Annotated in this window: 17 protein-coding genes and 1 pseudogene; 9 read left to right on the top strand and 9 right to left on the bottom strand. The window is 72.4% G+C overall.

Going from position 1 to position 15849, the window contains the following annotated elements; translation table 11 throughout:
* Window positions 1-145: 145 nt before the first annotated feature.
* Window positions 146-1249: a hypothetical protein gene (locus ACQEVZ_RS22450; protein ID WP_433369553.1), complete on the bottom strand. Its 1104-nt coding sequence runs from the start codon at window positions 1247-1249 to the stop codon at window positions 146-148.
* Window positions 1250-1449: 200 nt separating this feature from the next.
* On the opposite strand from ACQEVZ_RS22450, the gene ACQEVZ_RS22445 reads away from it, so the two are divergent.
* Complete coding sequence (locus ACQEVZ_RS22445; protein WP_433369550.1) at window positions 1450-2592, top strand: Mrp/NBP35 family ATP-binding protein; 1143 nt, start codon at window positions 1450-1452, stop codon at window positions 2590-2592.
* Between the two features lie 114 nt (window positions 2593-2706).
* On the opposite strand, the gene ACQEVZ_RS22440 is transcribed toward ACQEVZ_RS22445, so the two are convergent.
* Window positions 2707-3159, bottom strand: coding sequence for a twin-arginine translocase TatA/TatE family subunit (locus ACQEVZ_RS22440; RefSeq protein ID WP_354901426.1), 453 nt, complete (start codon window positions 3157-3159; stop codon window positions 2707-2709).
* Window positions 3160-3225: 66 nt separating this feature from the next.
* Window positions 3226-4527: a S1C family serine protease gene (locus tag ACQEVZ_RS22435; protein ID WP_433369547.1), complete on the bottom strand. Its 1302-nt coding sequence runs from the start codon at window positions 4525-4527 to the stop codon at window positions 3226-3228.
* A 163-nt stretch (window positions 4528-4690) separates the two neighbouring features.
* Here ACQEVZ_RS22435 and ACQEVZ_RS22430 point away from each other — a divergent pair, with 163 nt between their 5' ends.
* Entirely contained in the window at window positions 4691-5281 is a 591-nt protein-coding gene (locus ACQEVZ_RS22430) for an O-methyltransferase (protein WP_344512128.1), read from the top strand.
* A 43-nt stretch (window positions 5282-5324) separates the two neighbouring features.
* Here the strand turns inward: ACQEVZ_RS22430 and ACQEVZ_RS22425 are convergent, their stop codons facing one another.
* Complete coding sequence (locus ACQEVZ_RS22425) at window positions 5325-5912, bottom strand: DUF1003 domain-containing protein (RefSeq protein ID WP_344512129.1); 588 nt, start codon at window positions 5910-5912, stop codon at window positions 5325-5327.
* Window positions 5905-7200, bottom strand: coding sequence for a magnesium transporter MgtE N-terminal domain-containing protein (locus ACQEVZ_RS22420; protein ID WP_433369544.1), 1296 nt, complete (start codon window positions 7198-7200; stop codon window positions 5905-5907). Before ACQEVZ_RS22420 ends, ACQEVZ_RS22425 begins: the two co-directional genes overlap by 8 nt.
* 82 nt (window positions 7201-7282) lie before the next feature.
* Here ACQEVZ_RS22420 and ACQEVZ_RS22415 point away from each other — a divergent pair, with 82 nt between their 5' ends.
* A complete protein-coding gene (locus tag ACQEVZ_RS22415; protein ID WP_433369541.1) occupies window positions 7283-8140 on the top strand; it encodes a PhzF family phenazine biosynthesis protein in 858 nt (285 codons plus the stop codon).
* A 53-nt stretch (window positions 8141-8193) separates the two neighbouring features.
* Here the strand turns inward: ACQEVZ_RS22415 and ACQEVZ_RS22410 are convergent.
* Window positions 8194-9070: pseudogene (locus ACQEVZ_RS22410) on the bottom strand (DMT family transporter); the annotation flags it as partial.
* 102 nt (window positions 9071-9172) lie between these two features.
* Here ACQEVZ_RS22410 and ACQEVZ_RS22405 point away from each other — a divergent pair.
* The 3 genes from ACQEVZ_RS22405 to ACQEVZ_RS22395 are packed head-to-tail and all read left to right on the top strand — an operon-like array spanning window position 9173 to window position 11006.
* Entirely contained in the window at window positions 9173-9895 is a 723-nt protein-coding gene (locus tag ACQEVZ_RS22405) for an HAD family hydrolase (RefSeq protein ID WP_433369538.1), read from the top strand.
* Window positions 9892-10497, top strand: coding sequence for an AmmeMemoRadiSam system protein A (gene amrA, locus ACQEVZ_RS22400; protein WP_433369535.1), 606 nt, complete (start codon window positions 9892-9894; stop codon window positions 10495-10497). The genes ACQEVZ_RS22405 and amrA overlap by 4 nt, the downstream gene beginning before the upstream one ends.
* A gap of 20 nt (window positions 10498-10517) precedes the next feature.
* Window positions 10518-11006 (top strand): hypothetical protein, encoded by a 489-nt coding sequence (locus ACQEVZ_RS22395; protein ID WP_433369532.1) that lies wholly within the window; start codon window positions 10518-10520, stop codon window positions 11004-11006.
* A 13-nt stretch (window positions 11007-11019) separates the two neighbouring features.
* Here ACQEVZ_RS22395 and ACQEVZ_RS22390 read toward each other — a convergent pair whose 3' ends face one another.
* Window positions 11020-11856, bottom strand: coding sequence for an SDR family NAD(P)-dependent oxidoreductase (locus ACQEVZ_RS22390; protein ID WP_433376915.1), 837 nt, complete (start codon window positions 11854-11856; stop codon window positions 11020-11022).
* Window positions 11857-11913: 57 nt separating this feature from the next.
* On the opposite strand from ACQEVZ_RS22390, the gene ACQEVZ_RS22385 reads away from it, so the two are divergent.
* Entirely contained in the window at window positions 11914-12855 is a 942-nt protein-coding gene (locus tag ACQEVZ_RS22385) for an HpcH/HpaI aldolase/citrate lyase family protein (RefSeq protein ID WP_344512143.1), read from the top strand.
* Between the two features lie 105 nt (window positions 12856-12960).
* Window positions 12961-13872, top strand: coding sequence for an SDR family NAD(P)-dependent oxidoreductase (locus tag ACQEVZ_RS22380; protein ID WP_344512145.1), 912 nt, complete (start codon window positions 12961-12963; stop codon window positions 13870-13872).
* A 28-nt stretch (window positions 13873-13900) separates the two neighbouring features.
* On the opposite strand, the gene ACQEVZ_RS22375 is transcribed toward ACQEVZ_RS22380, so the two are convergent.
* Entirely contained in the window at window positions 13901-14104 is a 204-nt protein-coding gene (locus tag ACQEVZ_RS22375) for a DUF4190 domain-containing protein (RefSeq protein WP_344512147.1), read from the bottom strand.
* Between the two features lie 120 nt (window positions 14105-14224).
* On the opposite strand from ACQEVZ_RS22375, the gene ACQEVZ_RS22370 reads away from it, so the two are divergent.
* Window positions 14225-15430: an acyl-CoA dehydrogenase family protein gene (locus ACQEVZ_RS22370; RefSeq protein ID WP_354901436.1), complete on the top strand. Its 1206-nt coding sequence runs from the start codon at window positions 14225-14227 to the stop codon at window positions 15428-15430.
* Here ACQEVZ_RS22370 and ACQEVZ_RS22365 read toward each other — a convergent pair.
* On the bottom strand, window positions 15408-15821 hold the full coding sequence (locus ACQEVZ_RS22365; RefSeq protein WP_344512150.1) for a CoA-binding protein: 414 nt from the start codon (window positions 15819-15821) through the stop codon (window positions 15408-15410). The two genes, ACQEVZ_RS22370 and ACQEVZ_RS22365, sit on opposite strands and share 23 nt — an antisense overlap.
* Between the last annotated feature and the right edge of the window lie 28 nt (window positions 15822-15849).

Genomic DNA, 15849 nt, shown 5'->3' with positions numbered 1-15849 from the left:
AACAGCCAGGCGAGCGCGGACGACCGGAACGCCCGCAGACGGCCGTCGCCGGTGGCCGGGCACCGGAGTGCCGGCCACCGGCATGAGCGGTGGGGGAAGTGTCCGGGTCGGCCGGACAAGCGCAGGGTGCCGGGCGCTGGGCGGGTCAGGAGGCGTGGGCGGCTGGGTGGTCGTCGTGGGGTGCGGCGGCGTGCAGGGCGGGCGCCGGTGGTGCTGGTCGCGTCGTCGCGGTGAGGGAGGTGCTCAGCTCGCCCTTGGTCTGGCGCAGGAGATACGGCGTGCGGGGCGCCCGGCCGGGGGAGCGGGCGGAGCGGGCTGCGGCGCGGCGGTCCTGGTCGAGCCAGTCCAAGGCGGTGCGGACGGTGTAGGCCCACCAGCCGATCGTGGCGCCATACCACTCGCGGAGCTCGGCCGGGGAAGGAGCGGGAGTGCCGTAGACCGACTCGGCGGAGGTGAGGTGCTGGCGCATCTCGAGGGGAGCGCGGTCGGGGTGGCCGAGGGCGCGCAGGAGCAGGGCGTGGGCGGTGAAGGGACCGATGCCGCGCACGGACAGCAGCGTGTCATAGACCTCGTCGGCCGGGGCGGTGCGCAGCCGGTGCTCGTCGAGGCTGCTCAGGGCGGTCAGCACGGCGTGGACGCGGCGGGCGCTCAGCGTGTTGCTGGCATAGGGCGTGAGGCCCTTGACGCCGAGCGCCACCAGCGTGGACATCGGCGGGAACGCGGCATAGCGGACGCCGTCGACAATGCCGTGCGGGCCGTGGTCGGTGAGGAGGCGGCGCTTGTACGCCTTGGCGAACCAGTGGGCGGAGTGGTGCACGAGCGTGTAGAAGACGGCGGCCTCGGTGAACGAGGCGAAACGGACCTGGTGCAGGCCTTCGGTGGTGGCGAGGATCGAGGTCATGGCCGGGTCGGCGCGGGCCATGCGCAGGAACGTGGCGCGGTCGTCGCGGAGGCTCAGCCAGTCGCTGACCCGGTCGCCGACCGCCTCGGTCTCCCCGGGTCTCAGCTCGCCGTCGCTGAACACGGTGAGCGCGACGCCCGGGAGCCCGTCGTCGCGGGCAGTGACCTCAGCGACGACGGCGCGGGTCGGGTCGGACGGGTGCAGGAACGCGCGGCGGGCGCGGCCGGCGGTGACGAGCTGGTCGCCGCTGCAGGGGGCGAAGGACTCCATGGCGCGTAGCGAGCTGGCGAGGTCGAACGGTGCCGTGGCGGACAGGACGGTGCTGGTGGTCGTGCCGAGTGCTGTCATGCCCCCATTTTCGAACAGGGGTACGACAATTCCGGGGACGGAAAAGCCGCGCGCCTCAAGGGGCGAGGCGCGCGGCTGACAACGATGTTGCCACCGCCGCGGACGCGGGACAACCCCGTCACCGTTCGGGTGAGTGTGATGCGTTACGACCCACGGGCTGGCCGCCTGAACAGCGGCGGTGGCCGACGTACGATAGCGGCATGTCAGCCCCGGCCACCACCGTCGAAGCCGCGATCGCCGCCGCCCTGTCGACCGTCGACGACCCCGAGATCCGCCGACCGATCACCGAGCTCGGTATGGTGCGCGAGGTCGTGCTGCGCCCTGACGGCGTCGCGGTGATCGGGCTGCTGCTCACGGTGGCCGGCTGCCCGCTGAAGGACAAGCTGCGGACCGACATCACCGCCGCGGTCGGCGCGGTCGAAGGGGTCACCGGGGTCGAGGTCGACTTCGGGGTCATGACGCCCGAGCAGCGCAAGGAGCTGCAGAGCAGCCTGCGCGGTGACGTGCAGGAGCCGGTCATCCCGTTCGCCCAGCCGGGCTCGCGGACCAGGGTCTACGCGGTCGCCAGCGGCAAGGGCGGCGTCGGCAAGTCGAGCGTGACGGTCAACCTGGCGGCGGCGCTCGCCGCGAAGGGGCTCAAGGTCGGCGTCGTCGACGCGGACATCTACGGCCACTCGGTGCCGCGGATGCTCGGCGCGGACGGCCGGCCCACGCAGGTCGAGTCGATGATCATGCCGCCGTCGGCGCACGGGGTGAAGGTCATCTCGATCGGGATGTTCACGCCCGGCAACGCGGCGGTGGTGTGGCGCGGGCCGATGCTGCACCGGGCGCTGCAGCAGTTCCTCGCCGACGTCTACTGGGGCGACCTGGACGTCCTCCTGCTGGACCTCCCGCCGGGCACCGGTGACGTGGCGATCTCCCTGGCGCAGCTGCTGCCGTCGGCGGAGATCCTGGTCGTGACGACCCCGCAGGCCGCCGCGGCCGAGGTCGCGGAGCGCGCGGGCTCCATCGCCCTGCAGACGCACCAGCGCATCGTCGGCGTCGTGGAGAACATGTCCTGGCTGGAGCTGCCCGACGGCCAGCGCATGGAGCTGTTCGGCAGCGGCGGTGGCGCGCAGGTCGCGGAGTCGCTGAGCCGGGCCGTCGGCGCGAAGGTCCCGGTGCTGGGCCAGATCCCGCTCGACACGCGCCTGCGCGAGGGTGGCGACGCCGGTCTCCCGCTCGTGCTGTCCGACCCGTCGGCACCCGCCGCGGCCGCGCTGATCACCGTCGCCGACCGCCTCGCCGTGCGCCGGGAGAGCCTCGTCGGTAAACCGCTCGGCCTCAAGCCCGCCGGTCGCTGATCTCAAGAGCGACAACCGCGGCCACTGTACGAGAGACCGCCTGCGCCGATAACTGGTCGCAGGCGGTCTGTCCGCATGTGAGGCCGAAGCCTCGCGAAGAACGGCCGGCAGGCGTCAGGTGACGTCGTCCCAGGAGGGGCGGGCCGGAGCCGGGGCGGGGGTCGCGGCCGACTTGGTGAGCGACGTGGGCGCCGCCGTGGGGGTCGCCGCAGGGGTCGCCGTGGCGTTGATGCCCTTGGCGGCCGCCTCCGCGTCGCGCTTGACCGAGTCGGCGACGCCGCGGACCTCGCCGACGATGTCCTGGAGAGGACGGCGCAGGGCGGCCTCGTCGGCCTCGCTCAGCAGGTGCTTGCGCAGGAAGGCCTTCGGGTGGAGGTCCTCGAGCTGGATGTCGGTGCCGAGCTCGCGGCTCAGGTCACCGGTGGCGTTGCGGGCCATCTGGCGGACGTTGCGGAGCATGCGCATGCCGTCGCTGATCGCCTTCGGCAGCCGGTCGGGGCCGAAGATGAACAGCCCCACCAGGATGATGACGATGAACTCCCAGCCACCGAGGTTTTCCAAGCCCATTGCCGGCCTCCTTGCTCTCGCCCGCCAGCCTACGCACCCGTGGCCCCCGCGGGGAGGGCCCACCGGTCACTTCGCGTCGGCGACCAGGGTCACCGAGGTCTTCTCCTTGGTGGTGCCGCGCAGGTACTGGATCTCGACGACCGCGCCGGGAGCGTACTTGCGGATGAGGGCCGTCAGGTCCCAGAACTCCTCCACGGGCTTGCCGTTGACGGCGAGGATGACGTCGCCGGCGTGCAGACCGCCGCCGGCGGCCGGGCCGTTGGCTTCGACGGAGGCGAGGCGGGCGCCGCCCGCGGGGTTGCGGTAGCTCGGGTCGGGTGAGACACCCATCACAGTGCGTCGGGCCTTGCCGGTGTTGATGACGTCCTGGGCCACGCGGCGGGCGTGGTTGATCGGGATGGCGAACGCGAGGCCCACGTTGCCGGCCGTCGCCTGGTCCTCGGAGAGGGTGCCGATCACGGAGTTGATGCCGACGACACGGCCGGCGCCGTCGAAGAGCGGGCCGCCGGAGTTGCCCTGGTTGACGGCCGCGTCGGTCTGGATCGCCGAGTAGTAGCGGGCGGTGCCGCCCTCGCTGGTACGGATGGGACGGTCGAGGTAGCTGACCACGCCATACGTGACCGTGCTGGTCAGGCCGAGCGGGGCGCCGACCGCGACGACCGGGTCGCCGACCTGCAGCTGGTCGGAGTCGCCGAACTCGACGGGTTTCAGCTGGTCGTCGGGCAGGCCGGCGGTGTCGATCTTCAGCACGGCGATGTCGGACTCGTCGTCGCTGCCGACGACGGAGGCCGGGGCGACCGAGGCGTCGGTGAAGCGGACCGTGGCGGAGCCGTTGCCACCCTGCACCACGTGGTTGTTGGTGATGACGTAGCCGTCGTTGGACACCACGAAGCCGGAGCCCAGGGACGTGCCGGCGCCCACCCGCATGCTGATCGTGACGACGCTGGGGAGGACCTTCTTCGCGAGGGCGGCGACGGTGTCCGGCGGGCGGCCGTTCAGCGGCGGGTTGCCGCCGAGCGTGGATCCACCCAGGACGCCACCGCCACCGCCGGCGAACACGTAGCCGAGGGTGCCGCCGAGCGCGCCGGCGAGCAGGGCGGTGATGATCGACACCATCAGGACCAGCCCGAGGCCGGCCCGCGGTGCGGGGCCGGGCGGCGGGACCTTCTCCAGCGCCGGCGGCTCGTCCGCCGGCGTCTTGACCACGACGACCTGCGCGTCAGGGTCCCGCCACGGGTCGGCGAGGGCGTCGGACCACCAGCTGCCCGGGGCGGGCTGCGGTCGTGGCTGCGCGGGCGGCATCGGCCAGCCAGCGGGGCTGGTCGATGCGCCGTGGCCAGGCTGACGCCAGGCCGAACCGTCTGTCACGATCGGCTCCTCCGTCCGTTTCGCATCCAGCATTACACGGGCCGGCATCCCACACGTGAGGGCGAGGTCTCCTAGGCTTGCGGGGATCGACGTCTCATGGAGGTGCGACATCCCCCCGTCCGTCAGAGCAGCGCAGCAGTTCGCCGACTTCGTCGACGGCTACGTGCTGGAGGACCCCGTGCTCACCGCGGCCCGCGAGCAGGCCGCCGAGCTGGGCATCTCCAGCGTCAGCCGGGGTGAGGGCGCGGCGCTGCGGGTCGTCGCCGCGGTCAGCAACGCGAAGGCCGTCGTCGACGTGGGCACCGGCACGGGGGTGAGCGGCGGGTGGCTGCTGCGCGGCATGCGCCGCGATGGGGTCCTCACCACGATCGACCTCGAGCCGGAGCACCAGCGGGTCGCGAGGCGGGTGTTCGCCGCCGCCGGCAACCCGCCGTCGCGGACCCGGATCATCAGCGGCCGCGCCCTGGACGTCCTGCCCCGGCTCGCCGACCGCGCCTATGACCTGGTGTTCGTCGACCACGACCCGAGCGAGTACGCGGCCGTGACCGCGGCGGCGGAGCGGCTCCTGCGCCCTGGAGGGACCCTGGTGCTCGCCGGCGCGCTCGGCGGCGGCCGGGTCAGCGACCCCACGATCCGCGACGCGGAGACCGTCCTGCTCAGGGAGGCCGTCAAGGCCATCAGGGACAGCGACGCGTGGGTGCCGGCGATCCTGCCCCTCGGAGAGGGTCTTCTCGTGGCAGCGAGAGCGCACTGACACGCAGTACAAGCGACAAAAACGGCAAAAGCGGCACATAGGGTCAGCGGGTGGAGCGGGCGCGCCGGCGGGGCGGGTCGTCGCCGGGGTCGAAGGTGTCCTCCTCCACCGGCTCGTCCAGCGTCTTCTTCGCCTTCTTCCGCTCCAGCTTCGCCCGGCGCACCGCGGCCTCGTCCAGCTCCTCGCTCATCCGCGCCAGCTCCGAGCGCAGGAAGTCCCGGGTGGCGATCTCACCGACGGCGATCCGCAGTGACGCGATCTCCCGCGCCAGGTACTCGGTGTCCGCCTTCTGCGCCGCGGCCCGCCGGCGGTCCTCCTCGGAGGCGAGCCGGTCCCGGTCCGCCTGCCGGTTCTGCGCGAGCAGGATCAGCGGCGCCGCGTAGGACGCCTGCAGCGACAGGATCAGGGTCAGGAACGTGAACGTGTACGGGTCGAACTGCCACGTCCTCGGCGCGAGCGTGTTCCACACGACCCACACGAGGATGAAGACCGTCATGTACACGAGGAACTTCGCGGTCCCCATGAACCGCGCGATCCCCTCGGACCACTGCCCGAACGCCTCCGGGTCGAAGCGGGGCAGCTTCAGGCGCCCCGGCTCCCGCGGCTGGTCGAGCCGCCGCCGGTCAGCCATGATCGAGCGCCCGTCCGGCGGGGCCGGAGGAGCCCGACGACATGGAGGCGGCGTGCTCCCGGTCGCGCCAGTCCTCGGGCAGCAGATGGTCCAGCACGTCGTCGACGGTGACGGCGCCGAGGAGCCGGTCGTTGTCGTCGATGACCGGCATGACCACCAGGTTGTACGTCGCCATCCGCCGGGTGATCTCGCCGAGCGTGGCCTGCGGCGCGAGCGGTTTGATGTCGTTGTCCACGACGCCGCCGAGCAGCGCCGACGGCGGTTCGCGCAGCAGCCGCTGGAAGTGCACGACGCCGAGGTACCGCCCGGTCGGCGTCGCCATCGGCGGCCTGGTCACGAAGACGCCCGCCGCCACCGCGGGTGACAGCTGCGGCTCCCGGATGCGGGCGAGGGCCTCCGCGACGGTCTCGTGCGGCGCCATGACGATCGGCTCCGACGTCATCACCGACCCGGCGGTGCCGGGCAGGTAGTCCAGCAGCGCCCGCACCGGCGACGCCTCGTCGGGCTGCATGAGGTCCAGCAGGACCTCCTGCTCGCCCTTCGGCATCTCCGCGAGCAGGTCGGCGGCGTCGTCGGGGTCCATCTCCTCCAGCACGTCCGCGGCCCGCTCCGGCTCCAGCGCCGCCATGATCTCCAGCTGGTCGTGCTCGGGGAGCTCCTCCAGCACGTCGGCGAGCCGCTCGTCGTCCAGGGCGGTCGCGACCTCGACGCGGCGGGTCTCGGACAGGTCCTGCAGCACGTTCGCGAGGTCGGCGGGGCGCATGTTGTCCAGCACCGCGAGGATGCCGGCCGTGCCCTGCGCGTGCGGGGTGCCGGCGAGCCCGACGACCTCACCCCACTCGAGCTGGTTCAGGTGACCGCGGCGGGTCAGCCGGCCGCTGAACTCCCGGACCGCGACCCGGCTCAACACCCAGGTCCCCGTCCGGTCGGCCTCCATCGCGACGTCCACGACCGTGCCGGTGCGGCCGGTCGCCGGGATGCTCACGTGCCGGTCGATGAAGTCCTCCAGGACCAGCAGCTCACCCTGCCGCTTCTCGAACCGGCGCAGGTTGAGCGTGCCGGTGTTGAGCACCACCGCGTCGGGCTCCATCGCCGTGATCCGGCCGATCGGCAGGAAGATCCGCCGCCGCATCGGCATCTCCGCGACGAGCCCCACGACCCTCGGCGGCTGGTCGTCGGTGCGGGCCCGCGCGACCGCGTCACGCACCCGCCCGACCTGGTCGCCGTTCGGGTCGAACACACTCAGGCCGGCGAGGCGCGCGACATAGACCCTGGGCGCGGTGCTCACGAGGTTCAAGACTACTGAAGAAGACCACCGGCTCGCCGTTGGACCGCCTCCCGCACCTGCCCGCTCGCCTAGGCTCGAGTGCATGAGCATGCTGCGGTACAAGGTGGTCGACGTCTTCACCGACCGGCCGTTCACCGGCAACCCACTCGCCATCGTGTTCGACGCGGATCACCTCGCCGGCGAGCAGATGCAGGCGATCGCCCTCGAGTTCAACCTGTCCGAGACGATCTTCGTGCTGCGCCCGACCACGCCCGCGGCGACCTACCGGGTGCGGATCTTCACCCCGGGCACCGAGCTGCCGTTCGCCGGGCACCCCAGCGTCGGTTGCGCCGTCACTCTGCACCGCGACGGCCTGGTCAAGACCACCGACGTGATCATGGAGTGCGGCGCGGGCCTGCTGCCGATCACCATCGACGACGTGCACGGCACCGCCACCGTCACCGGCGGCACTCCGACCGTCGAGCCGGCCCTCGACCCGGCGCCGCTGCTCGCCGCCGTCGGCCTGACGGGGGCCGACTTCGTCGGGCCGGCGCCCCGCAGGGCCGGGTGCGGGCTGCCGTTCACGTTCCTGTCTGTGACCGACGAGGCGGTGGGGCGGCTGCGGCCCGCCGGGCTCGTCGACAACCTGAGCGTCCTGCACTGGGACGCCGGGCGGCACGAGGCTCATGTACGGGTCCTCGTCCCCGACGCCGGCGTCGCCGAGGATCCCGCGACCGGCTCGGCGGCGATGGGGCTCGGGGTGTGGCTGGTCGCGTCGGGGCTGCTGCCGGGTGACGGGCTCAGCCGGTACCAGATCCGTCAGGGCTCGGAGATGCGCCGGCCCTCGCTGCTGAGCTGCTCGATCACCGCCACCGGCGGCGAGGCGGTGTCCGCGACCGTCTCCGGCCACGTCGTGCAGATCGCCTCCGGCGAGATGATCGTGCCGCCGTTCGTGGGCTGACCCGATCCGGGTGAAGCGGCCGGCGCCTCAGCCGGCGTCGAGGCTGTCGTCGAGGCGCGCCGGCCGCCGACCACCACGATCGTCACGCCGGCGAGCAGCAGCGCGATGCCGGGCAGTGTCTGCGCCGCCGGCAGCTGGTCGAGCATCAGCCACGCCAGCAGCAGCGCGCCCGGCACCTCCAGCAGGAGCAGCACGGCGACCGTCGTCGGCGGCACCCGGCGCAGCGCGTAGTTGATCAGGGTGTGGCCGAGCAGCTGGGGGCCGGCGGTCATCGCCACGATCGCCAGCCACGTCCGCGTGGTGTAGCCGCCCAGCTCCTGCCCGCCGAGCAGGCACGCCAGCCCGAGCAGCGCCGCGCAGACCGAGTAACAGACGGTCGCATAGGTGCTGGTCGAGATCGTCCCCCGCGCGTGGGCGCCGAGCATCGTGTACCCGGCCGCCGCGATCCCGCCGGCCAGCGCGAGCGCGTCACCGAGCAGCGCGCGGCCCGACAGGTCCGGGTCGGCGCCCGTCGCCAGGGTCACGCCCACGACGGCGACGCCCACCCCGGCCCACGTGCCGGCCGGGACCCGCACTCCCCGCACGACGGAGATCAGCGATGTCCAGATGGGTGTCGTGCTCACCAGCGCCACCGACATGGCGACGCTCGTCAGCTTGGCGCTGGGCACCCACGTGGCGAAGTGCACCGCGAGCAGCACGCCGGACGCGGCGCTGACGCGCATCGCCCGCGACCGGAACTCCTCGCGGCGCGCCGTGAGGGCCACCGGGGCGATCGCGGCGACCCCGAGCGCGTTGCGCCAGAAAGCGATCGCGAGTGCGGGCGCGGCCGCGTAGGCGATCAACGGCGCCGACGCCGAGACCGCGATGATCGCGACCGTGAGGGCGACAATTGCGGCTATCCCGATCTGGCGCATGCGCCGATGTTGTCACTAGGTGAAAATTGTCAGCGATCCGACACTTGGTAGCGCTCTTAGGCAGTAGACCGGAGCGGTCTGCACTCGTACTTTCGGACGATGCCAGGAGGGCCGAACGGTGTTTTACGCTGTCCTTTTCGACTACTTCAATACATGCACCACCGCAGTCGTCCGCGGTGACGGCCACCGCAGGACCGCCGAGGTGCTCGGCGTCGACCCCGGAGCGTGGCTCAGCCTCCTCGACCGCACCTTCGACGCGCGGGCCAAGGGCGCCTACGGCAGCGTCTTAGCGGGTCTCCGCGCGCTGTGCGTCGAGCTCGGCGTCGAGCCCACGCCGGCCCAGCTGCGCGAGGCCGCCGAGCTGCGCATCGCCTCGCTCCAGCAGGACGCGTCACCCCGCCCCGAGACCGAGCCCGTCCTGCGCTGGCTGCGCGACCAGGGCATCCGCACCGCCGTCGTCAGCGACTGCTGGTTCGAGCTCCCGACCGTCCTGCCCGGCACCCCCATCGGCCGCCTCTTCGACGCCGGCGTCTACTCGTCGCAGGTCGGCCACGCCAAGCCACATCCGGCGATGTACCGCACGGCCTGCGAACGCCTCGGCGTCCACCCCGAGGCCTGCCTGTACGTGGGCGACGGCGGCGGCCACGAGCTCACCGGCGCCCGTCGCTTCGGCCTCACCGCCGTCCAGCTCGACGCGCCCGACCTCGGCGGGCACCTCACCTTCCACGCCGACCTCGACTGGGACGGCGCCCGCATCACCAGCCTCGACCAGATCCCCGACCTGGTCGCCGGCCGTATGCCGCTGCCCGCGACGATCGGCGCGCCTATGCTGGGCTGGTGACGGCGCCGTCTGGGCTTCTGTCGCCGAAGGACGGACGGCTGCTGGCCGGACTCGCGGCGGCCGCCGTCCGCGCCCGCCTCACCGGCGAGCGCCTCATGTTCCGCATCCCGTCGACGGGCGCCCTGCACGACCCCGGCGCCTCCTTCGTGACGCTCGAGCGGGCCGGCGCCCTCCGCGGCTGCGTCGGCAGCCTCGAGCCGGCCCGCCCGCTGCACCACGACGTGGTGGACAACGCGGTGCGGTCCATGCGCGACCCGCGGGTGCCGCCGGTCACCGCCGCCGACTGGCCCGAGCTCGACATCAAGGTCTCCGTCCTCACCGAGCCCGCCGACCTGCCCGCCGCCGGCAGCCGGGAGGCCCTGCTGGCGGTCCTGGAGCCCGGGGTGCACGGCCTGATCCTGACCGACGGCGCCCGCCGCGCCACCTTCCTGCCGGCGGTCTGGGCCAATCTGCCGACCGCCGCCCAGTTCCTCGACGCCCTGCTCCGCAAGGGCGGCTGGGCCTCCTGGCCGCCGGGCCTGCGGGCCCTGGCCTACACCTCTGCCGAGTTCGAGGACCGCTCCCCGCGCCCGCCGCTGAACGGGGCGGCGACGGCGACCTGACGGGCCACCGTTGTGATTGGATGGCAGGCGTGGAACCGCTGGTCGAAGAGGCCGCCAAGAAGGCCGCCGTCGCCTGGCTCGCCGTGCCCGGCGCCGGCCCGGCCTACCTGGTCTGGTGCGCGTGGCTCGGCGGGTCGCTGCTGGTCGTGAGCGGCCCCGGCGAGCAGTCCGCCCCCGGCCTGGCCGGGGCCGGCACCGTCGAGGTCTCCCTCCGCGGCGACCACGGCGGCCGGATCGTCACCTGGACCGCGGCGGTGGAGCGCATGGACCCGACCGGGGAGGCCTGGGCTGAGCTCGTGCCGCAGCTGGCCGGGAAGCGGCTCAACGGCGGCGCCGACCTCGCGACCAGGTGGGCCACGGACTGCGTGGTCAGCCGCCTCACCCCGGTCGAGGACGCCCCGCTCGTCCCGATGCCCGACGACTCGCAGGCCGCACCGCCGAAGCCCTCCCCGGCGACCCGCCTGCCGAAGCGCCCCTTCCGCCTGCACAGGGTTCGCGGCGCCAAGTAACGAAAGAGCGGCGTCAGAAGCCGACCGCGGCCAGGCTCGCGTCCCACAGCTGCGCCGCCAGCCGGGGGTCCTCGGTGGCCGCGTTGGGCCTGATCAGCTTGCGCTTCTCGTAGTAGCCGCCCGACACGAGCTGCGGCCGGGGCGTCGCCACCAGCCAGACGAGCGTGTCCGCGCCCTGCTCGGGCGTCTTCGCGAACGGCGTCACCTTCGACATCAGGTTCACCCCGACGCCGGCGCCGAAGCGGCTGCGCACGAAGCCGGGGTGGTAGCTCGCCGACATGATGTCGGGCCACCGCCGGGCCGCCTCCGCGGCGAAGAGGATGTTGGCCTGCTTCGCCGCGCCGTACCGCTTCCACATCCCCGCCTTGCGGTCCCCCCGCAGGTCGGCGGGGTCGATCGCGCCCATCGAGTGGGCGGCGGAGGCGGTGTTGACGATCCGGCCGCTGCGCAGCTGCTCGCGCAGGAGGTGGCTCAGCAGGAACCCGGCCAGGTGGTTGGACTGGATGGTCGGCTCGAAGCCGTCGACGGTGCGGGCGTGCCCGGCCACCACACCGCCGGCGTTGTTCGCGAGGGCGTCGATCCGCTGGTACCGCTGGCGCAGCTGATCCACCAGCACGTGCACGTCGTCGAGGCGGCTGAAGTCGGCCCGGTACGCCGGGGGAGTGCGCCCACCGGCGGCGGCCACCTGGGCGACCGCCGCGTTCAGCCGGTCCGGGTCGCGGCCGACGAGGACGACGTGCGCGCCGCGCCGGGCCATGTCGACCGCGGCCGCCAGGCCGATCCCGGAGCTGGCACCGGTGATCACCACCGTGCGGCCGGTGAGATCTCCCACAGGTGCGTTCTGTGCCATCACGCGACGAGGCTACCGTGGCGAAGGTCCCCTTAATGAAGCCTAAGGAGCACCGCCATGCGCCCACGCCGGTCCTGCCTCGCCGTCCCCGGCTCGAGCGTCAAGATGCTCGACAAGGCCCAGGGGCTCCCCGCCGACCAGGTGTTCCTCGATCTCGAGGACGCCGTCGCGCCGCTGGCGAAGCCCGACGCGCGCAAGAACATCGTGGCCGCGCTCAACGACGGCGACTGGGGCGGCAAGACCAGGGTCGTGCGGGTCAACGACCTGACCACGCCGTGGACGTACCGCGACGTCATCGAGGTCGTCGAGGGCGCCGGCGAAAACCTGGACTGCATCATGCTGCCGAAGGTCCAGTCGGCGGGGCAGGTCGAGTGGCTGGACCTGACGCTCACCCAGATCGAGAAGACGATGGGGCTCGAGGTCGGCAGGATCGGCATCGAGGCGCAGATCGAGAACGCGGCCGGCCTCGTCAACGTCGACGCGATCGCGGCCGCCTCCCCGCGGATCGAGACGATCATTTTCGGCCCGGCCGACTTCATGGCGTCGATCAACATGAAGTCGCTCGTCGTCGGCGGCCTCATCCCCGGGTACCCGGGCGACCCGTACCACTACATCCTCATGCGCATCCTGATGGCCGCGCGGATGCACGACCTCCAGGCGATCGACGGCCCGTTCCTCCAGATCAGGGACGTCGACGCGTTCCGCGAGGTGGCGACCCGCAGCGCGGCGCTCGGCTTCGACGGCAAGTGGGTGCTGCACCCCGGGCAGATCGACGCGGCCAACGAGGTCTACTCGCCCGCCCAGGACGACTACGACCACGCCGAGCTCATCCTCGACGCCTACGAGCACTACACCTCGGAGGCCGGCGGCAAGCTCGGCGCCGTCATGCTCGGCGACGAGATGATCGACGAGGCGTCCCGCAAGATGGCCCTGGTCATCTCCGCGAAGGGCCGCGCCGCCGGCATGTCCCGCACGACGTCGTTCACGCCGCCCGCCTGAGCGACCCGCGCGCCCGGGTGGTCGGGCGTGCCCCGGACAACCCGGCGGCCTGAGAAATCCGTGTCGCATTGCCCGGGAGCGGCTCGGGCAGGCAGGATTTGCCCTATGGCACCCGACCTACGTTCCACCGGCCCCGCGGGCAAAGGCAACCGGCGCGACGCGAGCCGCCCTTCCTCGGCCCGCCGCACCCTGCGGGCCGTCCCGTCGTCCGGGCCTGAGCTCGCCGAGGAGCCGGTTGCGGATGACGAGGGCACGGCGATCGACCGCCTCGACGGCCGTGTCGCGCTGGTCACCGGCGCCGGCAGCCCGGACGGCATCGGCTACGCCACCGCCCGCCGGCTGAAGGCGATGGGCGCGGCGGTCGCCATCGTCTCCACCACCCGGCGCATCCACGACCGGGCCACCGAGCTCGGCGTCACCGGCTTCGTCGCCGACCTCACCGTCGAGGCCGAGGTCGGCGCGCTGGCCGACGCGATCGTCGACCAGGTCGGCACCGTCGACATCCTCGTCAACAACGCCGGCCTGGCCAGCAAGGCCAGCCCCGAGGTGCTGCGCCCCGTCGCGCAGCTCACCTACGAGGAGTGGCGCGCCGAGATCGACCGCAATCTCACCACCGCGTTCCTGGTCAGCCGGGCATTCGTCGGCGGCATGGCCGAGCACGGCTGGGGCCGCATCGTGAACCTCGCCGCCACCGCCGGCCCGGTCAACGCCCTGCCCGCCGAGGCGGGCTACGCGGCCGCGAAGGCCGGCGTCGTCGGTCTCACCCGCGCCCTCGCCATGGAGCTCGTCGCCGACGGCATCACCGTCAACGCGGTCGCCCCCGGCATCATCCACACCGGCGCGTCGACGCTGGTCGAGCTCAAGCAGGGCTTCGGCACGCCGATGGGCCGCCCCGGGACCCCCGAGGAGGTGGCCGCGACGATCGCCTTCCTGTGCTCGCCCGGCGCCTCGTACATCACCGGACAGATGCTCGTGATCGACGGCGGCAACAGCGTCCGCGAGGCCCAGTACCGGTGACCCGGGCGCCGGAGGTGTCACACCGGCGTCAGAAGCCGAGCGCCACGATCGGGATGCCGCAGAGCACCAGCAGCTCCACATAGCCGATCACCAGCGCCGCCAGCGCGAGCCCGTGCCCGCGCTGGCCGGTGCGGCCCGTCTGCGCCCACGCGATGTGCCCCATCAGGATCCCGAAGGGCGGCACCAGGACCGCGCAGACCAGGGCAGCGATCGCCATCTTGTTGTAGGCCACCTGAGAACCATTTCACAGGGGTGTGTGGGCTGCTCACGTTGGCCTGGGCCAGGCCGAGCCGGAATACTTCCTCCATACCTGCCGGTAACAAGCAGGACGCTGACCAATGGAGGTCGATCAATGGCCCGCCTCGCCCAGACGCCCGGTCTGACCGATGTGCAGCAGTCGATTCTGGAGACGGTGCGGGAGTTCGTCGACAAGGAGATCATCCCGCACGCCCAGCACCTGGAGCACGACGACGTCTACCCGGCGGACATCGTCGACGGCATGCGCGAGATGGGCCTGTTCGGCCTCACCATCCCCGAGGAGCACGGCGGTCTCGGCGAGTCGCTGCTGACGTACGCCCTGGTCGTGGAGCAGCTCTCGCGCGGCTGGATGTCGGTGTCGGGCATCGTCAACACGCACTTCATCGTCGCCTACCTGGTGGCGCAGCACGGCTCGGCGGAGCAGAAGGCGAGCCTCCTGCCACGGATGGCCGCCGGCGAGGTCCGCGGCGCGTTCTCGATGTCTGAGCCCGGCTGCGGGTCCGACGTCGCCGCCATCCGCACCAAGGCCGTCCCGGACGGCGACGACTACGTCATCAACGGCCAGAAGATGTGGCTGACCAACGGCGCGTACTCCTCCGTCGTCGCCACCCTGGTCAAGTCCGACCTGGGCGCCGACTCGGTCTACGGGAACATGACCACGTTCCTGCTGGAGAAGACGCCCGGCTTCGGCGAGAACGAGGCGCTGCCCGGCCTCACCATCCCCGGCAAGATCGAGAAGATGGGGTACAAGGGCGTCGAGACGACCGAGATGGTCCTCGACAACGTCCGGGTGCCCGGCAGCGCGGTGCTCGGCGGCGCCGACAAGGCAGGCCGCGGCTTCTACCAGATGATGGACGGCATCGAGGTCGGCCGGGTCAACGTCGCGGCCCGCGCGTGCGGTATCTCGATCCGCGCGTTCGAGCTGGCCATCGCCTACGCGCAGCAGCGCCAGACATTCGGCGCGCAGCTGGTCAAGCACCAGGCGATCGCGTTCAAGCTCGCCGAGATGGCCACGAAGATCGAGGCGGCGCACGCGCTGATGGTCAACGCTGCCCGGCTCAAGGACGCCGGCCAGCGCAACGACGTCGAGGCCGGCATGGCGAAGCTCCTGGCCAGCGAGTACTGCGCCGAGGTCGTGCAGGAGTCCTTCCGCATCCACGGCGGCTACGGCTACTCCAAGGAGTACGAGATCGAGCGCCTCATGCGCGAGGCGCCCTTCCTGCTCATCGGCGAGGGCACCAGCGAGATCCAGAAGACGATCATCAGCCGGGGGCTGCTCAAGGAGTACGGGGTCCGCTGATCGCGTGCACGGCGCGCACCACGGCGATGCACGTGTCCTCGACGTAGTCGACGCCGGCGGCCTCGGCCAGGGCACGCCCCTCGGGCGAGACGATGTCCTGCTGCAGCCAGACCGCCGGCGCGCCGATCGCGATCGCGTCCTTCACGACCTGCGTCGCGTCGGCGGACGGCCGGAAGACGTTCACGAAGTCGACCGGCTCGGGGATGTCGGCGAGGCTGCGGTACACGCGGACCCCGAAGATCTGGTCCGCGAACGGGTTCACGGGGATGATCCGCCAGCCGCGCCGCTGGATCGCCAGCGGCACCGAGTGGGCGGTCTTCCGCGGGTCCCGCGACGCCCCGACGACGGCGATCGTGGCCGACTCCCGCAGGATCTGCTCAGCGCTGCGCATGCCTCGACCGTAGCGCGCGGCGATGCAC

Origin of the sequence: Dactylosporangium sp. CA-152071 (assembly GCF_050936335.1) — a bacterium.
Lineage (GTDB): Bacteria > Actinomycetota > Actinomycetes > Mycobacteriales > Micromonosporaceae > Dactylosporangium > Dactylosporangium maewongense.
Note: the sequence above shows the minus strand (reverse complement) of the source record. Positions and strands in the feature narration are given on the sequence as shown.

Coding starts and splice junctions, on each gene's coding strand:
- ACQEVZ_RS22395 (WP_433369532.1), top strand. CDS start 10,518: ATGGCAGGCGTGGAACCGCTGGTCGAAGAGGCCGCCAAGAAGGCCGCC.
- ACQEVZ_RS22385 (WP_344512143.1), top strand. CDS start 11,914: ATGCGCCCACGCCGGTCCTGCCTCGCCGTCCCCGGCTCGAGCGTCAAG.
- ACQEVZ_RS22390 (WP_433376915.1), bottom strand. CDS start 11,856: ATGGCACAGAACGCACCTGTGGGAGATCTCACCGGCCGCACGGTGGTG.
- ACQEVZ_RS22365 (WP_344512150.1), bottom strand. CDS start 15,821: ATGCGCAGCGCTGAGCAGATCCTGCGGGAGTCGGCCACGATCGCCGTC.
- ACQEVZ_RS22380 (WP_344512145.1), top strand. CDS start 12,961: ATGGCACCCGACCTACGTTCCACCGGCCCCGCGGGCAAAGGCAACCGG.
- ACQEVZ_RS22415 (WP_433369541.1), top strand. CDS start 7,283: ATGAGCATGCTGCGGTACAAGGTGGTCGACGTCTTCACCGACCGGCCG.
- ACQEVZ_RS22450 (WP_433369553.1), bottom strand. CDS start 1,249: ATGACAGCACTCGGCACGACCACCAGCACCGTCCTGTCCGCCACGGCA.
- ACQEVZ_RS22445 (WP_433369550.1), top strand. CDS start 1,450: ATGTCAGCCCCGGCCACCACCGTCGAAGCCGCGATCGCCGCCGCCCTG.
- ACQEVZ_RS22370 (WP_354901436.1), top strand. CDS start 14,225: ATGGCCCGCCTCGCCCAGACGCCCGGTCTGACCGATGTGCAGCAGTCG.
- ACQEVZ_RS22425 (WP_344512129.1), bottom strand. CDS start 5,912: ATGGCTGACCGGCGGCGGCTCGACCAGCCGCGGGAGCCGGGGCGCCTG.
- ACQEVZ_RS22440 (WP_354901426.1), bottom strand. CDS start 3,159: ATGGGCTTGGAAAACCTCGGTGGCTGGGAGTTCATCGTCATCATCCTG.